Genomic DNA, 17,066 nt, shown 5'->3' with positions numbered 1-17,066 from the left:
GGCCGTCGGGGCGAGGCGCCTGCGCGCCCCGCCCCGGCAGATCTCAACCGGCCGCTTCGACCTGCTGCTGCGCCGACTTCAGCATCGTGCTGATGTCGGTGGCGCTCACCGTCTTGCCCGTGGCGATCTGCGCGAACAGGTTGCTCAGGCCCTTGCCGATGGTGCTCTCGAAGTTGGCCTCACTGGCCACCTGCGGCAGCGGCTTGGAGTGGTTCTGGTACGCGTCCATGAACGCCGCCGCTTCTGCGGCATCCGTCGTGTACGTGGCCTTGGCGCCCTGCAGCACCGGCAGCGTCGAGTACGGCACGGCCAGCTCGGTCTGGACGGCACTGCTGGTCATGAACTTCACGAACTCCAGCGCCTGCGGCAGGTGCTTGGTGTACTTGAAGATCGACAGGTTGATGCCGGCCGGGAAGGTCGAGATCTGCGCTGCGGCGTTCGCCGGTGCCGGCAGCGCCACGACGCCCCAGTCGCCGACCTTCATGCCATCGGCCTTCAGGGTCGTGTCGGCGTTGTTCTGGCTGAGGAACATCGCCGCCTTGCCCGCGGCGAAGTCGCTGGAGGGCTGCGCGTCGCTGTCATACTGCGCGTTGGAGGGGTTCACGATCTTGTCGGTCTGCATCAGCGCGAGGTAGCGCTGCAGACCCGCTACGTTCTTCGGCGTGTCGAAGGTCGGCTTGCCGCTGGCGTCGTAGAACGCGCCACCGTTCTGGGCCGCCGTCAGGAACGCGAAGTGGATGTTCTCGGTGTAGCTGGCCGCCGCCAGGGTCAGGCCCCATTGGCTGCCGTGGGTGAGCTTCTGCCCGTCGGAGACGAGCTCCTCCCAGGTCGTCGGCGGTTGCAGGCCGGCCTTCTGGAACAGCGCCTTGTTGTAGTACAGGCCGTAGGCCAGTCCGTACAGCGGCACCGAGGTCGGCGTGGCACCCGGTGCGCCGCCGGCATCCAATGCCGTCTTCACGAACTTGTCGAGCCCGCCGATGGCGGCGGCGTTCTTCGAGTCGAATTCGACGAAGGCGCCGGACGACTGGAACGACGTGCCCCAGGTGTTGCCGATGTTGACGACGTCCGGACCCTGCCCGCTGGTGATGGCGGTCTCGATCTTGGTCTGCAGATCGTTCCAGCCGATCACCTGCAGATCGACCTTCACGCCGGTCTGGTCGGTGAACTGCTTGAGCACCGGGGTGAGCACTTCTTTGTCGTTGGCCAGGCTCGACCCCTGATTGCTGGCCCAATACGTCAGCGTGACGTCCGAACCGCCCGCAGACGTGCTGGGGTTGGAACCGCCTCCGCCGGAGCACCCGGCCAAGAGCATGGACACGGCGGCTGTCGCGGTCACCGCCGCGAGCACCTTCTTATTCGTTCGCACCTCAGACTCCTTCGTCGAATACGACAGGCGGACTGCTGCTGTCGGTGGCCCTCGCTCTGCGCGGTGCGGCCGTCCACATCGTGTCTTCCCCGAGAAGGGTCTTGGCGGTAGTCTAACTTAACCGGTTAGGTTAAAGATCACGATTCGATATCAGCCCCACAGGTAGAGGCTGGACGAGACGACGCGGGCCACATCGACCCCGGCACGGACCAAGGCGAGGACATCACGATGACGGATTCACAGCAGGGGGCACCGGCCCGGCCGACGCGGGCCTTCCCCGACGACTTCCTGTTCGGTTCGGCGACGGCCGCGTATCAGATCGAAGGCGCCGTGGCCGAGGACGGCCGCCGGCCCTCGATCTGGGACACATTCAGCCATACGCCCGGCCGCATCGCCCACGGCGACACCGGCGACGTGGCCTGTGACCACTATCGCCGGATGGACGCCGATGTCGACCTGATGCAGAGCCTGAACCTCGACGCGTACCGGTTCTCGATCGCGTGGCCGCGCATCCAGCCCGCCGGCCGCGGCGCCGCTGTACGGGCCGGGCTGGACTTCTACTCGCGGCTGACCGACTCGCTGCTCGAGCACGGCATCCGGCCGGTCGTGACGCTCTACCACTGGGACCTGCCGCAGACGCTGGAGGACGAGGGCGGCTGGACGGTGCGCTCGACCGCCGAAGCGTTCGCCGACTATGCCGGCATCGTCGCCGACCTGCTGGGCGACCGGGTCGCGATGTGGACGACGCTGAACGAGCCGTGGTGCTCGGCGTTCCTGGGGTACGGCTCGGGTGTGCACGCCCCGGGGCGCACGGATCCGGTGGAGGCCCTGCGGGCCGCACACCACCTCAATCTCGCGCACGGTCTGGCCATCCAGCGGCTGCGCGCGACGGTGCGGCCGGATGCCCAGGCCCTGGTCACGCTGAACCTGCACGTGGTGCATCCCGACACCCCCGCCGACGCGGATGCCGCACGGCAGATCGACGCGGTCGGCAACCGGGTGTTCACCGGGCCGATGCTGCACGGCGAGTACCCGCTGGATCTGCTCGCCGACACGGCCGCGCTGACGGACTGGTCGTTCGTGCAGGACGGCGACCTGGCACAGATCCACCAGCCGCTGGACGCGCTGGGCGTGAATTACTACTCCACGAGCCGCGTGAAGATCTGGGACGGCGTCAGCGACAGGCGGCATTCGAGCGGGCACAATCCGTCCGCGGCGTCGCCCTGGCCCGGCGCCGACAACGTGCAGTTCCTCACCCAGCCGGGGCCCTACACCGACATGGGCTGGAACATCGAGCCGGACGGGCTGCACGAGCTGCTCATGCGCATGCATGCCGAGGTGCCGGGCCTCGCGCTGTACGTCACCGAGAACGGCGCGGCATTCCCCGACGTGCTGACGATGCAAGGCGGCGGCCCCGTCGTGCACGACCCGCTTCGGGTCGACTACCTCGACCGTCACATCGCCGCCGCCGGCCGCGCCCTGCGCGACGGCGCCGACCTGCGCGGCTATTTCGTCTGGTCGCTGCTGGACAACTTCGAATGGGCGTGGGGGTACCAGAAGCGCTTCGGCATCGTGCACGTGGACTACGACACGCTGGTGCGCACCCCGAAGGACAGCGCGAAGTGGTACGCGCAGCTGGCGGCGACCAAACAGCTGCCGTGAGCTGAGCGGCCTCAGCCGCGCCCGGCCGCGACGTGGGCGGCGAGGTAGCGCCCGGTGACGCTGCCCGGCGCCGTCACGAGTTCGCCCGGGGTTCCGGCGAACACGATCCGCCCGCCGTCGACGCCGCCACCGGGACCCAGGTCGATCACGTCGTCGGCATTGCAGATCAGATCGAGGTCGTGCTCGATGACGATCACCGTCGCGCCGTGCTCGACCAGGCGCTGCAGCACGCCGATGAGCACGCGCACGTCGAGCGGATGCAGGCCCACGGTCGGCTCGTCGAGCACGAACACGGCGCCGGACTGCCGGCGCCGCAGCTGGCCGGAGAGCTTCAGCCGCTGTGCCTCGCCGCCCGACAGCCCGGGCGTCGCCTCGCCGAGCGTCAGGTAGCCGAGCCCGAGGTCGACGAGCGTCTGCAGGTGGGGTCGCACCTGCGGCAGCGCGCCGATCGCGCCCAGCGCACCGGCGACGGTCAACGCGAGCACGTCGGGCAGGCTCATCCCGTTCTCGAGCCGGACCTCTTCGGCCTCGGGCGCATATCGCGACCCGCGGCACACCGGGCAGGTGATGTCGATGTCCGGCAGGAACTGCACGTCCAGCGACACCTCGCCGGTGCCGTCGCAGCGCGGGCAGCGCAGGCTCCCGGTGTTGTACGAGAAGTCGCCGAGGTTCCATCCCCGGCTGCGCGCCGTTTCAGTCTCCGCGAACGCGCGGCGCAGTCGGTCCATCACGCCCGAGTACGTGGCCACGGTCGAGCGCACGTTGATGCCGATGGGCGCGGCATCCACGACGTGCACCTGCGTCACCGGGGCGCCGGTGATCTCGAGCGCGGTGACGTGGTGCGGCATCCGGTCCCCGTCGATGCGCGCACGCAGCGCCGGGATCAGCGCCTCCAGGACGAGCGTCGTCTTGCCCGATCCCGATACCCCCGTCACGGCGATCAGGCGCCCGCGCGGGATCTCGACATCCAGCGCCTGGACGGTGTGCAGCGGCGCCGTCGCCAGGCGGATGCGCCCGTGCGCGAACAGCTCGTCGGCATCCGCCCGGGACCGCACGAGCACCGGTTCGCCGCCGGACAGGAACGGTCCGAGTCGCGATGCCGCGGATGCTGCCAGCCGGGCGGGGCTGCCGACGGCGATCACCCGCCCGCCGTCGGCGCCCGAGGCGGGGCCGATCTCGATGAGGTGCGACGCCTCGCCGAGCACCTGCACGTCGTGATCGACGAACACGACCGAGTTGCCGTCGGCGAGCAGGTCGCGCATGACGCCGACGAGCCCTTCGACGTTGGCCGGATGCAGCCCGATCGACGGCTCGTCGAGCACGTACAGCACACCCGTCGTGCGGTTGCGCACCGCCCGGGCCAGCTGCACGCGCTGCCGCTCCCCCGTCGACAGCGTGGCGCTGGCCCGGTCGAGGGTCAGGTAGCCGAGCCCGAGCTCGCGCAGTCGGCGCGCCATGCCCTCCAGCGTGTCGACGAGCGCGGATGCCATGGCGCGCATGCCCGCCGGCAGCGTCCCGGGCACGTCCGCCGCCCACGCGACGAGGTGGTCGAGTGTGAACGCGGTCGCGTCGGCGAGGCTGACGTCACCGATCCGGGGCGCGCGCGCCGCCGGTGACAGCCGGGTGCCGCCGCAGTCGGGGCAGACCGTCTCGGTGAGAAACCGGGCCACCCGCTTGTAGCGCTTCTCGTCGGTGGCCCGCTCCAGCTCTTTGGTGACGGTCAGCCGCGCGTTGCGAAACGTGAAGTCGAGGTCGTGCAGGCCCTTGCGGCTGGTCACGACGATGTGCTTCTTCTCCTCGGGTCCCGCCAGCACGATCCGCTTCTCGTGATCGGTGAGGTCCCGGTACGGGATGTCGGTGCGGACGCCGAACTCGCGCACGATGTCGGGCTGCACATTGAACCCGAACACGTTCCAGGGCGCGACCGCGCCCTCATCGATCGACTTGCCCGGGTCGGGGATCAGCGCGTCGTCGTCGACGCCGCGGACGATGCCGGTGCCCGCGCAGGTGGGGCAGGCGCCTTCGGAGTTGAACGCAAGCGCCTCGGCACCGGGCGGATGCACCCGCTCGCCGCAGACCGGACAGAACATCGGCGTCTCGGCGGCGACGTCGATCGTCGGCGGCACGTGATGGCCGTTGGGGCACACGTGCGACGCGAGCCGGGAGAACATCAGCCGCAGCACGTTCAGCAGCTCGCTGGACGTGCCGAACGTCGAGCGCACCCCCGGCACGCCCGGTCGCTGGCGCAGCGCGAGAGCCGCGGGCACGTGCTCGACGCTGTCGACGTCGGCCCGGGATGCCTGCGCCATCCGCCGCCGGGTGTAGGTCGACAGCGCCTCGAGATAGCGGCGCGACCCTTCGGCGTAGAGCACGCCCATCGCCAGCGACGACTTGCCCGACCCGGAGACCCCCGCGATGCCCACCAGCTGCTGCAGCGGCACGTCGACGTCGACGCTCTTCAGGTTGTGCACGCGGGCGCCGCGCACCCGGATCCGGTCCTGCGTCATCTGGCCATTGTCCCGCGGCCGCGCTCAGATCACGTCGCGTGACCAATCATCCGGGTCGCCGAACCGGTGCGCCGTGATGGCGATGGCCTGCTCGTGCAGGAACGGCAGCAGCTCGAGGCGGCCGGCGGTGGTGACCTCGTGGTCGTAGACGGCCAGATCGGGGTCGCCGGCCACGGCGGCGGCGAGCGCCTCGTGCAGCTCGCCGACCGACTCGTGCGTGCCGACCAGGCGAACCCGCGGCGGGCGCGCGACCGGCGCGAGATCGGCGAGCGAGTCGGCCAGGCCCTCGGCGGGCGCGGCGGATGCGGCCGGCGCGACGGCGCCGATGCGCTGCATCCACTGCCCGTCGCTCTCCACGAACACCGGCACGCCCTGGTCGCTGAGCACCCGGCGCACGGCCGGCGGCAGCCCGGCGGCCAGCGACAGCGTGAACTCGGCGCCGGCCCGCATCGCGGCCACGGCGATCCGCAGCACCTCCTGCAGCGGCGCATCGGCGGTCGCGCGCACCGCGACCGGCAGCGGCCGGTAGCGGAACAGGTTGCGCTCGATGCCCAGGTGCGAGACATCCTGCACCCGCCCGAACTCGCGGTCCCACGCGATCGCGTCCGACAGCGCCGCGCGGCGCAGCCACTCGAACGCGGCATAGTCCAGGGCCGGCTGGGCGGCCTCGATCACATCGGTGATGCGCGAGTCCAGACCCCGCAGATGCAGCGTCTGCGACGCCTGGCCGCCGGTCGACGCGCGCCACGAGCCGAGCCCGATCAGGTAGTTCGGGCCGCCCGCCTTCGTGCCGGCGCCCACCGACGAGCGCTTCCACCCGCCGAACGGCTGCCGCTGCACGATCGCACCGGTGATCCCGCGGTTGACATACAGGTTGCCGGCTTGCACGCGCTCGAGCCACAGCGCCAGGTCGTCCGGGTTCTGCGTGTACAGCCCGGCGGTGAGTCCGTACGCGACCGCGTTCTGCAGGTCGATGGCCTCGCTCAGCGACGCGGCGTGCATGACGCCCAGCACGGGGCCGAAGAACTCCTCGCAGTGGAACCGCGACCCGGACTGCACTCCCACCCGCACACCCGGCGTCCAGTACCGGCCGGCGGTCTCGGGGCCGAAGTCGCGGGGCTCGGGCGTCACCAGCCAGCTCTCGCCGGGTTCGAGCGTGGTCAGCGCCCAGTCGAGCTTGCCCTGCGGCGGCGCGATGACCGGGCCGACCTCGGCCAGCGGGTCCGACGGCGGGCCGACGCGCAACGACTGGACCGAGTCGATCAGCTGCCGGCGGAATCGCTCGGAATGCCCGACCGGGCCGACCAGGATGGCCAGCGACGCCGCCGAGCACTTCTGCCCGGCATGGCTGAACGCGCTCTTGACGAGGTCGGATGCCGCCAGGTCGAGGTCCGCGGACGGCATGATGATCATCGCGTTCTTGCCGCTGGTCTCGGCCAGCAGCGGCAGGTCGGGTCGCCACGAGCGGAACAGCGCCGCGGTGTCCCACGACCCGGTGAGGATCACCCGGTCGACGTCCGGGTGCGTGATCAGCTGACGACCCAGGCCGCCCTCGTCGATGTCGACGAGTACGAGCACGTCGCGGGGGATGCCGGCCTGCCACAGCGCCTCGGCCACGACGGCCGCGCACCGCCGGGCCTGCGGCGCGGGCTTGAACACGACGCCCGAGCCGGCCGCGAGCGCGGCGAGCACGCCGCCGGAGGGGATGGCGATCGGGAAGTTCCACGGCGGCGTGACCACGGTGACCTTCGACGGCTCGAACACCGCGCCGCCGACCCGGTCGAGTTCGCGCGCGCAGGCGGCATAGTAGTTCGCGAAGTCGACGGCCTCGCTGACCTCGATGTCGCCTTCGGAGAGCACCTTTCCGGTCTCGGATGCCGCGACCTCGATGAGTTCGCCGCGGTGCGCCTCGAGCGCCCGGGCGGCGGCCTGCAGGATCACGGAGCGGTCGGCCGCAGGCCGTGCGCCCCATGCCGCACCGGCATCCCGCACCGTCGCGATGATGCGATCGAGGGTGTCGGTGTCGACGACGCGGGCCGCCGCGATGGTGGCGTCACCGGCGGTGGAGGTCTCGATGCGCGTGCGGATCTCTCCCGCCCACGCCCGGTTCTCCGGCAGCGCCGGGTCGGTGTCGGGGGTGTTGCGGAACCCGGGGGCGCCGACGGCGGTCACACCGGTCTCGCGCGGGGAGAACACCGCGGTCTCGACGAAGCGGTCGCCGCCGAAGTCCCGTTCCGCACCGACCGAGGCGAGGGCCTCGGTGCCCGACGGGTCGCCGTCTTCGAGCGACGCCGAGCGGGCGATGCCCAGCACGGCCTCGGTCAGCGAGTCGTCCTGTGTCGACGGCACGTCGCGCAGCATCCGCGCCGCCGCGCGCGGACCGGTCGCAGGCACTGCCTCGTCGGCACGGTCCTGAGTGCGCAGCGGCCCGGTGTGCAGCGCCGGGTCCGCGGCACGCTCCAGCGCGGCTTCGAACCGGCCGCGCTCGCGCTGGAACAGCGAGACGTCCTCGTGCAGCTCGAAGGCCGCGGAGAGGAAGTTATCGGTGGACGCGTTCTCTTCCAGCCGCCGCACCAGATAGCTGATCGCGACGTCGAATTCGTTCGGCCGCACCACCGGCACGTACAGCAGCACCGGGCCCACCTCGCGGGAGACGGCCTCGACCTGCCCCTGCGCCATGCCCAGCAGCATCTCGAATTCGACGCCGTCGCGCACGCCACGCCGCCCGGCCAGCAGCCACGCGTAGGCGATGCCGAACAGGTTGTGCCCGGCCACGCCGAGCTTCACTGCGGCGGTGCGCTCGGGCTGCATCGCGGCGTCGAGGCAGCGCAGGTAGTTCGCGTCGGTGTCGAGCTTGGTGCGGTAGGGCGCCTGCGGCCAGCCGTGCATCACGGCGTCGACATGCTCCATCGCGAGGTTCGCGCCCTTGACCAGGCGCACCTTGATGCGGGCGCCCCCGGCGGCCATCCGCTGCTGCGCCCAGGCGGTGAGCCGGTCCAGTGCCGGCAGCGCGTCGGGAAGGTACGACTGCAGCACGATGCCGGCACGGGACTGCGCGAGCCGCGGGTCGTCGAGGATGCGGGTGAACACCGCGATGGTCAGACCGAGGTCGTGGTACTCCTCCATGTCGAGGTTGATGAAGGTGTTGTCACCGAGCGCGGTCAGGTACAGCGGGGTGAGCCGCTCCACGACGGTGTCGACGACCTCGTCGAACGCCCACATCGAGATGTGGCTGGCGATGGCCGAGACCTTCACCGACACGTAGTCCACGTCGGGCCGGCGGATCAGCTCATGGATGCCTTCGAGCCGGCGTGCCGCCTCGGCTTCGCCGAGCACGGCTTCGCCGAGCAGGTTCAGGTTCAGGCGGTGGCCGCTGCCGCGCAGCTTCTGCAGCGCCGCGCCGAGCCTTTCGGGACGCGCATCCACGATCAGGTGGCCGACCATGTTGCGCAGCACCCGCCGTGCGATCGGCACCACCGGGTAGGGCAGCACCGGTGCGACCCATCCGCCCAGGCGCACCGCGGCGCGCAGGTACCAGGGCAGGAACGCGGGCACCAGGGGTGCGACGCGGCGCAGATTGGATGCCGCCGCCGCCAGGGACTCGGGGCGCATCACGCCGTCGACGAATCCGACCGTGAACGGCAGTCCGTTCTCATCCTGCAGTACGCCGGCCAGTCGGCTCGCAGCGGGGTCGACCTCGACCGCCGCCGATTCGTTCACCCAGCGCTGTGCCAGCGCGACAGCCTCGTGGGCCATCTCCGGCAGCGTTTCGTCCGTCATCTGCACTCCCGCCTGGTCGTTCCCAGACTGCACCTCATCGTGGATCACACTTCCAGTCTGCGCCATCCGAACCATTATGAATAGTGATGATCTATGATGCTTCTGCATCGACTTTCTCGATGTGATCCCTGAGGAGGCGACGTGTTCGAGCTGCGCAGGCTGCGGATGCTGCACGAGCTCGCGTTGCGCGGCAGCCTCGCCGCCGTGGCCGAGGCGCTGGCCTACAGCCCGTCGACGATCTCGCAGCAGCTCACGCTGCTGGAGCGCGAGGCGGGGGTACCGCTGATCGAACCGGACGGGCGCGGCGTGCGGCTGACCGAGCACGGCCGGCTGCTGGCGGCGCACGCGGCGCGGGCGCTCGAGCTGGACGAGCAGGCGCGTGGCGATCTGGAGCGGTTGCAGCCGGGCGCCGCGCCCGTGCGGATCGCCGTGATGCAGACGGCGGCGCAGGCGATCCTCGCGCGCGCCCTGACGCTGCTGGCGATGACGGCGCCGACGCTGCGCATCGAGGTCGCCGAGGTGCCGCCCGAAGAGGGGCTGTTCGAGCTGTCGGCACGCCGGTTCGACCTGGTCATCGCCGAGCAGTATCCGGGCTCGGCGCGCGCGCATCGCGCCGACCTCGACCGGGAGACGATCGGGCACGACCCGATCCGGATCGCGCTGCCGCCGGGCGACGGCGTGGGCGCGCTGGTGGAGCTGGCCGAGCGGGCCTGGGTCATGGAGCCGCGGGGCACCGCCGCCCGGCGCTGGGCGAGCGAGCAGTGCCGCGCGGCGGGCTTCGAGCCCGATGTGCGGTTCGAGATCGCCGACCTCACCGCACAGGTGCGCCTGATCACGGCGGGGCACGCGGTGGGGTTGCTGCCGGACCTGGTGTGGGCCGGGGCCGCTCCCACGGCCCGGCTGGTCGAGCTGCCCGGCGCGCCTACGCGCGAACTGTTCACCGCCGCGCGGCGGTCGACGTCCGCGCGTACCGGCATCCTCACCGTCCGGGCCGCGCTGCGCGACGCCTTCGCGTCCCGGTGAGCGGCGCGGACTGACGGCTACGCCCAGATGCTCGGCGCGGGCCGCTTGGTGCCCGGCAGCCGAGACGCCTCTGCCCAGTCGGTGATCCAGGGTTCGAGGTCGGCGAGCCCGTCCGGCTGCCCCATCGCCGCGAACAGCTCTTCGTGCGGCAGGGCGCCACCCGAGCGCCGCATGAGGCGCGCCCGCACGACGGCGCGCGCGTAGATCTCGCCGTCGACGACGGCACGGTGCTCCATGTACACCGACCGGTCGTCGTAGCCGACGACCCGCGACTGGATGTCGAAGCGCTGCCAGGCCCGCAGCGACTTGCGGAACGTGATCGTCTCGGACCCCACGACGGCGTACCAGCCGTGCCCGTGCATGGCATCCCACATGCCCGAGCGCACCAGCAGATCCCAGCGCCCCAGGTCGAACAGCGAGAGGTAGCGGCCGTTGTTCATGTGCCGCATGATGTCGAGGTCGGTCGGCAGCGCGGTCAGTCGGATGCTGCTGACACCGGTCATCGGCAGGCTTCGCCCGCGGCGCACCCGCCATCGCGCCCGCAGATGCACCAGGATGGTCCGCCAGATGACATTCACTCTTGTCAGAGTACTGGCCGCGTCGCGCTGGTGCGCACAGCCGCAGGGGTCCTGGCGGGTGGACAGGATCTGTTTGCCGAGGGGCACTCGCCCGCACTCATGCCGGCTGCAGCAACCGCAGCAGACGGGTCTTGGATTTCGTGACGCGTCGCCAGCGCTGCGCGGGATCGAACCACGCGGGCCCGCGGATCTCGGGCACTCCCTCGCGCATGCGGATCTGCCACGGTCCGGTGTCGATGAACCGGTGATGCCCCCAGCACAGCAGCACCCCGTTGTCGGTGTGCGTCGGTCCACCGCGGGCGTGCTCCTGCACATGGTGGATCTCACACCACCCTGCCGGGATGCCGCACCCGGGGATGATGCACCCGCCGTCACGCAGGGTGATCGCCCGGCGCTGATGTGCGTTGAAGACCCGCTCCAGGTTGCCCAGCTGCACGATCCGGCCGTCCTCATTCAGCACCACCCGCTGGATCGCCCCCGCACAGGCGAGATGGGTCGCGGCGGCCATCGAGATCGGCTCGGCGGTGCCTTCCAGAAACGCCCAACCCGACCCGCGGGCAAGATCCGCGGCGTACGCCGTGACGATCACCGTCGGCGCGGCACCCCCGATCGTGGGCAGTTCGCCGGATGCCGCAGCCGCGAACAGCGCCGACGCGAGCGCGTCATGCTGCTTCTGCGACCGGGTGCGCTGATCCACCCAGGCACCGTCATCCTCATCACTGCCGACACCGCCACCATCTGATTCGGCGAACTGCACACCCTGCACATGCGGAGAAATGGAAGCATCCATGATGCGCTGCAGCTGGGCGGCGACTTCGGGGGTCGCCCCGCCACGGAACGGGGTGATTCCATTGGGCCGGGCCTTGCCCATCGTGAAGAACCGGTCCAAGCCCGCATCCCGATCCCGCGGCTCGTCACCGTCCGGGTCCAGCGCACACGCCCACACCATCGCCTGCACGGCGAGCAGGTCCGCCCATGCCGGCGGCTCACCATCCGGACCGGCACCCCGTGCGAATGCCGCAATCGCCGCATCGGCGGCCAGCACCTTGGTCCGCTCCACCCGGTCCCGCATGCCCAGCATCGGCTTCGCAACGGCGACCACACCGTCGACCCCGACCTCACCGTCGCGCAGCGCCACCCGGATCGCGGGCAGCCTCGCCGGCATCGCCTCTCCGTCGATCGGGTCCCAATCCACCCCGACCGCACGCTGGGCGAGCTCGAGCCGCCCCGCCGCCTGCGGTGAGCACCGGGTCACCCGCTGCACCAGCTCGTTCACGTTGTGACAGCCCATTCTCGTCGACAACCGCTCACTCCGGTCACGCTGCCGGGAACGCTCGGCGATCTCGGCGACCCCCTCCACGAGCACGGCATCCACCAGCCGCTGCAGATCACCCGCCGCACGCAGCGCCTCCAACAGCTCCGCCTCAGCGGAGTGATGCATCGCACCGGAATCGAACGCGCTCGACACCAGCACCGCAAGCTGTTCGCGGATGCCGTCCAAGGTGCCGATTGCCTCGTTCATAACTACGATTGTGGCACTGGCCTCCGACATCCAATCTGCCATCGCCGATCCTTGCCCGATAGCTGTGGATAACGCACATTCAGTACCTGCCTGTGCAGAAGCACTCGTACTCATCATCGGATGTGGCAGTGAATCAGAGTAGTAAACTATCCCAGTCGACACCGCGACCGCCCGACCCAGCAGCACCGCGCCTCGCGGCCCATGCGTCCCATCCATCACGGCCCGTTGCGCCTCGATTTCCCCCTGGCACGCAGGCCGCGTAGAGTCTGGCCATGGAAGCCGAACTGCAGACCGACATCGTCGTCCGTCCGGTCCGGGACGTGGACGCCGAGGCCCTCGGCCGGGTGCACGCCACCTGCTGGCACGAGACATACGATCACCTGATCAGCAAGGCCGCGCTGGAGAAGATCTCACCCAAGCGCATGGCCGAGCTGTGGACGAACTGGGCCGTGCAGGGCCCCGAGTTCCACATGAGCGCCGCGCTCGTGGACGGCGAGATCGTGGGGTTCGTGGGCTCCGGCCCCGCCCGCGATCGGGATGCCCCCCGCAATCGCGAGCTCTACTTCATCTACCTGCTCAGCGCCTGGCACGGCACCGGCCTCGGCCAGCGCCTGTTCGACGCCGCGGTCGAGTCGGTCGAGCCGCTGTACCTCTGGGTCGCCGAAGACAACCCGCGCGCGCACCGGTTCTACCTGCGCAACGGGTTCACCCTCGACGGCGCCCGGCACACCGAGCCGTTCTTGGGCGAACAGCTCACCGAGGTTCGATTCGTCCGCTGACGTGCTGCAGATCTGGGCCCTTGCGGGCATCGCAGAGATCCGCACCGGTGACGACCTCGTGCAGGTCATCGCCGACGCCGCGGCCGGGGCGCTCGCGGACGGCGACATCCTCGTGGTGACCTCGAAGATCGTCTCGAAGGCCGAGGGCCGCATCATCGAGGCATCCGACCGCGAAGCGGCGATCACTGCCGAGACGGTGCGCACGGTCGCCACCCGCACCTCCGAGTCGGGACACGTCACCCGCATCGTCGAGAACCGGTTGGGCATCGTCTCGGCCGCGGCCGGGGTGGATGCCTCGAACACACCGCACGGCACCGTGCTGCTGCTGCCCGAAGATCCGGATGCGTCCGCCCGCGCGATCGCCGCAGGACTGCGCGAACTGCTCGGCGTCCGGGTCGGCGTGATCGTCTCGGACACGCTGGGCCGCGCCTGGCGCGAGGGACAGACCGACACCGCGATCGGCGCCGGCGGCGTGCGGGTCTTCGAGGACCTGCGCGGGAAGTCGGATGCCGAGGGTCGGCCGCTGGTGGTCACGATGCCGTGCACGGCCGACGAGCTGGCATCCGCCGCCGACCTGGTCAAGGGCAAGGCGTCGCGCCTGCCGGTCGCCGTCGTGCGCGGCCGTGCCGACCTGGTCGGCGACGTGGACCTGCCCGGCGCCCGCTCGATCGTGCGGCCGGCCGAGCGCGACATGTTCCGCCTCGGCGCCGACGAGGCGTACGACCTCGGCTACGCCGCGGGCGCCGAAGAGGTCTGGCACGAAGGCGGCCGCAGCGGCTCCTGACCGGCCGCGCTACCGGTCTCCCTGCGAGCGGAGCGAGTCGAAACGCATACCCGCTGCGTGTCGACTCGTTTGCTGCGCTCCTTCGCTCAACGACCGGCCACGCTCAACGACCGCCTCGCTCAAGCACGATCCGGCCGGCCGAGACATCCACCTGCACGGCGCTGCCCGCCCCCGGCGTCGACCCGATCCGGTTCTCGAACGACCCCGCCGAGGTGTGCTCGGTCACGGCGTAGTCGCCGGCGGGCACGCCGACATCCATCGACCCGGCGCTCGCGCGCAGCGCGAGGTGCTGCGGCTGCGAGCCGGTCAGCGTCGCGTTCAGCTGCCCCGCGCTGATCTGAAGGTCCCCAGTGCCCACGTCGGCCAGCGTCAGGTCGGCGCGGCCGGCGCTGATGTCGGCGGACACCTCACGGGCCGAGCCGCTCACGCGCAGCGCTCCGGCGCCGAGCGTCGTCGTGAGGGTGCCGAAGTCGCCGGCGACGGTCAGGGTGCCGGCCGATATCCCGAGATCGGCGTCCATCCCGGCCAGCGCGTGCGGCAACCGCAGCACGGCGTCGCCGTAGCCGTGGCCGCCCCACATGCCCCAGCTCCCCCATCCACTCCATCCGAACAGGCCCTGCGGGGTGCGCACGACAAGCTCGTCGCCATCACGGCGCAGCGTCCACCGCTGCGCGCTCACGCCCGCCGTCACCGACAGCTCGGCCTGCTCGACGTCGGCGAACTCGACGCGCATCTGCCCTGCCGACAGGTCAAGGCTCAGCCGATCGACGCCGTCGACGGCGATCGTGCGGCTGCTGTCCGCCACGGCGGCCGAGGTGAGGGTGGATGCCGCCGCCGACCCCACCGTGCCCAGGGCGATGATCGCCCCGAACACGATGGCCAGAGTCGCGACGACCCGGCCCGATCCCGAACGCGGGCTGCTGGTGGTGCTCATCGGTTCTCTCCCGTCTGCGGCGCGTCGCCGCTGTGTGCGATGTGGGCGAGCGCTGCCAGCACCCGCCGGTTGCCCGACTCGTCGGGCTCAAGATCGAGCTTCTGGAACAGCGACGTGATGTGCTTCTCGACGCTGCCTTCAGTGACGAACAGCGCCTGCGCGATCGCCTGGTTGGACTTGCCCTCGGCGATCAGCGCGAGGACGGTGGATTCGCGGTCGGTGAGGCGCTGCATGCGCTCGTCCGAGCTGCGACGCCCCAGCAGCTGCGCGACGACCTCGGGGTCGAACACGGTGGCGCCCGCGGCGATCCGCTCCACGGTCTGCACGAACTCGGCGACGTCGGCCACCCGGTCCTTGAGCAGATAGCCCAGTGCCCCGCCGCGGCCGGCGATCAGGTCGGACGCGTAGCGCTCTTCGACGTACTGCGACAGCACCAGGATCGGCAGGTCCGGCCGGGCCTGTCGCACGCGCAGCGCGGCCCGGATGCCTTCATCGGTGCGGGTCGGGGGCAGTCGTACGTCGAGGATGCACAGGTCCGGCGCGGAGGCCGCGATGGCGGCATCCAGCCCCGAGGCATCCGGCAGCGCCGAGACGACCTTGTGACCGACATCCTCGAGCAGCCGCACCAGACCCTCGCGCAGCAGCACGGAATCCTCGCAGATCAGAATGCGCATGGCACGCTCACCTCCACACTCGTCGGACCGCCGGCGGGACTGTCCAGCCGGAACGTTCCGCCCACGCCCAGCACCCGGTTCGACAGTCCGTCCAGACCGCCGCCGGGGACGACCGTGGCGCCGCCGATGCCGTTGTCCTCGATCCGCGCCCAGAGGATGCCGCCTTCGCGCTGGCGCACCGTCACGCGGCATTCCGCCGCCCGGGAGTGCTTGGCCGCATTGGTCAGCGACTCGGCGATCACGAAGTAGACGGCCGCCTCGGCCTGCGGGCTGCATCGGGTCTGGATGCGCGCATCCAGCGCCACGGGGATCGGTGAGCGGGCCGCCAGCGCCGAGAGTGCGGCATCCAGGCCCCGATCATCGAGCACGGACGTGTGGATGCCGCGGGCGAGCTGGCGCAGTTCGGTGATGGCCGCCTTGGTGGACGTGTGCGCCTCGGCGATGAGCGCCTTGGCCGCGGCCGGGTCGTCGTCGATCTTCTGCTGGGCCATGCCCAGCGTCATCCCGAGCGAGACCAGCCGGGGCTGGACGCCGTCGTGCAGATCGCGTTCGATGCGGGTGCGCTCGACGTCGGCGGCGCGCACGGCACCGGCGCGCTGCACCTGCGAGGTGCGGGCGGCGTCGGCCAGCTGCGCCTCGCGTGAGGGCACCAGGATCGCCCGGGCGATGATGCCGTGCACGATGCCGACCCCGGCCAGCAGTGCGAGCGCGATCACGATGGCGATGACGCCGGCCGGCAGCGCCCACGCCGGCGAGATGTCGAAGCCGGTGCCCTGCAGCGGGATCGCGCGGGCCTGGCCGTGCAGCAGCGGTGAGAACAGCAGCGCGATGCCCGAGCCGAGCACGCTCAGCAGCGACAGGGTCGCCCAGCCGAGCACGGTGGCGATGGCGGCGTGTGCGATCGCGCGCCACATCGACGGATCGATCAGCTGCAGCCACAGCGTGCGCAGATAGCCCGTGAATCCGGGCCGCCCGCTGGTGCGCAGCCGGCGGGGTGCGAGGCCGAAGCCGTAGAGCCCGTCGACGCGGGCCACTTCGAGCCAGCCGAACGCGAACAGCGCATAGACCACGCCGACCAGCAGCAGCAGGCCGATGCCGATCACGGGAATCAGGCCGAGTCCGGCGCCTATGAGCGGGAACATCAGGATGAAGACGCCCGACCAGACAACGCCGACGACGGCGAGCTGGGCGATGGCACCCAGCAGCCGGGTCGGCGTGTACAGGCGCGGCGTACCGGAGCGCGAGATTGTGGTCATGACTCAACGCTAGGGTGCCCTGTCCTGCGGCACAGCGTGGCGACCTGCAGACCTCGGTTCGGGTTATCCCCCCAGTGGGGCGGCCCGCGGCGCCACGAACTTTCGCGATGCGCCGAGCTTCGGTCGTCGCATATGGCCGGTGCGCGGGCTCGGAACCCTGCATTCGTGACGACTCAGCTGCAAGGCCCAGGCTTCGGTCGT

12 protein-coding genes are annotated in these 17,066 nt (G+C 70.9%); 4 read left to right on the top strand and 8 right to left on the bottom strand.

The features are described from left to right. Window positions 1-43: 43 nt before the first annotated feature. A complete protein-coding gene (locus ABD705_RS04175) occupies window positions 44-1,366 on the bottom strand; it encodes an ABC transporter substrate-binding protein (protein WP_344780860.1) in 1,323 nt (440 codons plus the stop codon). A 228-nt stretch (window positions 1,367-1,594) separates the two neighbouring features. Here ABD705_RS04175 and ABD705_RS04170 point away from each other — a divergent pair, with 228 nt between their 5' ends. Beyond that, on the top strand, window positions 1,595-3,028 hold the full coding sequence (locus ABD705_RS04170; RefSeq protein WP_344780858.1) for a GH1 family beta-glucosidase: 1,434 nt from the start codon (window positions 1,595-1,597) through the stop codon (window positions 3,026-3,028). Between the two features lie 11 nt (window positions 3,029-3,039). On the opposite strand, the gene ABD705_RS04165 is transcribed toward ABD705_RS04170, so the two are convergent. Both ABD705_RS04165 and ABD705_RS04160 read right to left on the bottom strand, forming a co-directional pair. Then, on the bottom strand, window positions 3,040-5,535 hold the full coding sequence (locus tag ABD705_RS04165) for an excinuclease ABC subunit UvrA (RefSeq protein WP_344780856.1): 2,496 nt from the start codon (window positions 5,533-5,535) through the stop codon (window positions 3,040-3,042). A 24-nt stretch (window positions 5,536-5,559) separates the two neighbouring features. Continuing rightward, window positions 5,560-9,315, bottom strand: a complete 3,756-nt coding sequence (locus ABD705_RS04160) for a proline dehydrogenase family protein (RefSeq protein ID WP_344780997.1) — start codon at window positions 9,313-9,315, stop codon at window positions 5,560-5,562. A 141-nt stretch (window positions 9,316-9,456) separates the two neighbouring features. Here ABD705_RS04160 and ABD705_RS04155 point away from each other — a divergent pair, with 141 nt between their 5' ends. Beyond that, complete coding sequence (locus ABD705_RS04155; RefSeq protein ID WP_344780854.1) at window positions 9,457-10,338, top strand: LysR family transcriptional regulator; 882 nt, start codon at window positions 9,457-9,459, stop codon at window positions 10,336-10,338. 17 nt (window positions 10,339-10,355) lie between these two features. On the opposite strand, the gene ABD705_RS04150 is transcribed toward ABD705_RS04155, so the two are convergent. Together ABD705_RS04150 and ABD705_RS04145 are read right to left on the bottom strand one after the other, a co-directional pair. Continuing rightward, window positions 10,356-10,916 carry an acyl-CoA thioesterase gene (locus ABD705_RS04150; RefSeq protein ID WP_344780852.1) on the bottom strand — a complete coding sequence of 187 codons (561 nt, stop codon included), beginning with the start codon at window positions 10,914-10,916 and terminating at the stop codon, window positions 10,356-10,358. Between the two features lie 97 nt (window positions 10,917-11,013). After that, the gene (locus ABD705_RS04145) at window positions 11,014-12,438 is read right to left on the bottom strand and encodes an HNH endonuclease signature motif containing protein (RefSeq protein ID WP_344780850.1); all 1,425 of its coding nucleotides are present in this window, start codon (window positions 12,436-12,438) and stop codon (window positions 11,014-11,016) included. Between the two features lie 272 nt (window positions 12,439-12,710). Between ABD705_RS04145 and ABD705_RS04140 the strand changes: the two genes are divergently transcribed. Continuing rightward, window positions 12,711-13,217, top strand: coding sequence for a GNAT family N-acetyltransferase (locus ABD705_RS04140; RefSeq protein WP_344780848.1), 507 nt, complete (start codon window positions 12,711-12,713; stop codon window positions 13,215-13,217). A 1-nt stretch (window position 13,218) separates the two neighbouring features. Further along, on the top strand, window positions 13,219-14,001 hold the full coding sequence (gene cofE, locus ABD705_RS04135) for a coenzyme F420-0:L-glutamate ligase (protein ID WP_344780846.1): 783 nt from the start codon (window positions 13,219-13,221) through the stop codon (window positions 13,999-14,001). Between the two features lie 103 nt (window positions 14,002-14,104). Here cofE and ABD705_RS04130 read toward each other — a convergent pair whose 3' ends face one another. From ABD705_RS04130 to ABD705_RS04120, 3 genes are read right to left on the bottom strand one after another with little or no spacing between them, the layout of a single operon-like run. Next, entirely contained in the window at window positions 14,105-14,935 is an 831-nt protein-coding gene (locus ABD705_RS04130; protein WP_344780844.1) for a hypothetical protein, read from the bottom strand. Beyond that, window positions 14,932-15,609, bottom strand: coding sequence for a response regulator (locus ABD705_RS04125; RefSeq protein ID WP_344780842.1), 678 nt, complete (start codon window positions 15,607-15,609; stop codon window positions 14,932-14,934). The genes ABD705_RS04130 and ABD705_RS04125 overlap by 4 nt, the downstream gene beginning before the upstream one ends. Then, window positions 15,597-16,865 (bottom strand): sensor histidine kinase, encoded by a 1,269-nt coding sequence (locus ABD705_RS04120; RefSeq protein WP_344780840.1) that lies wholly within the window; start codon window positions 16,863-16,865, stop codon window positions 15,597-15,599. Before ABD705_RS04120 ends, ABD705_RS04125 begins: the two co-directional genes overlap by 13 nt. Window positions 16,866-17,066: the final 201 nt, after the last annotated feature.

Origin of the sequence: Microbacterium kribbense (genome assembly GCF_039537285.1) — a bacterium.
Taxonomy (GTDB): domain Bacteria; phylum Actinomycetota; class Actinomycetes; order Actinomycetales; family Microbacteriaceae; genus Microbacterium; species Microbacterium kribbense.
The sequence above is the reverse complement of the archived record's forward strand: the minus strand, read 5'-3'. Positions and strand labels throughout refer to the sequence as shown.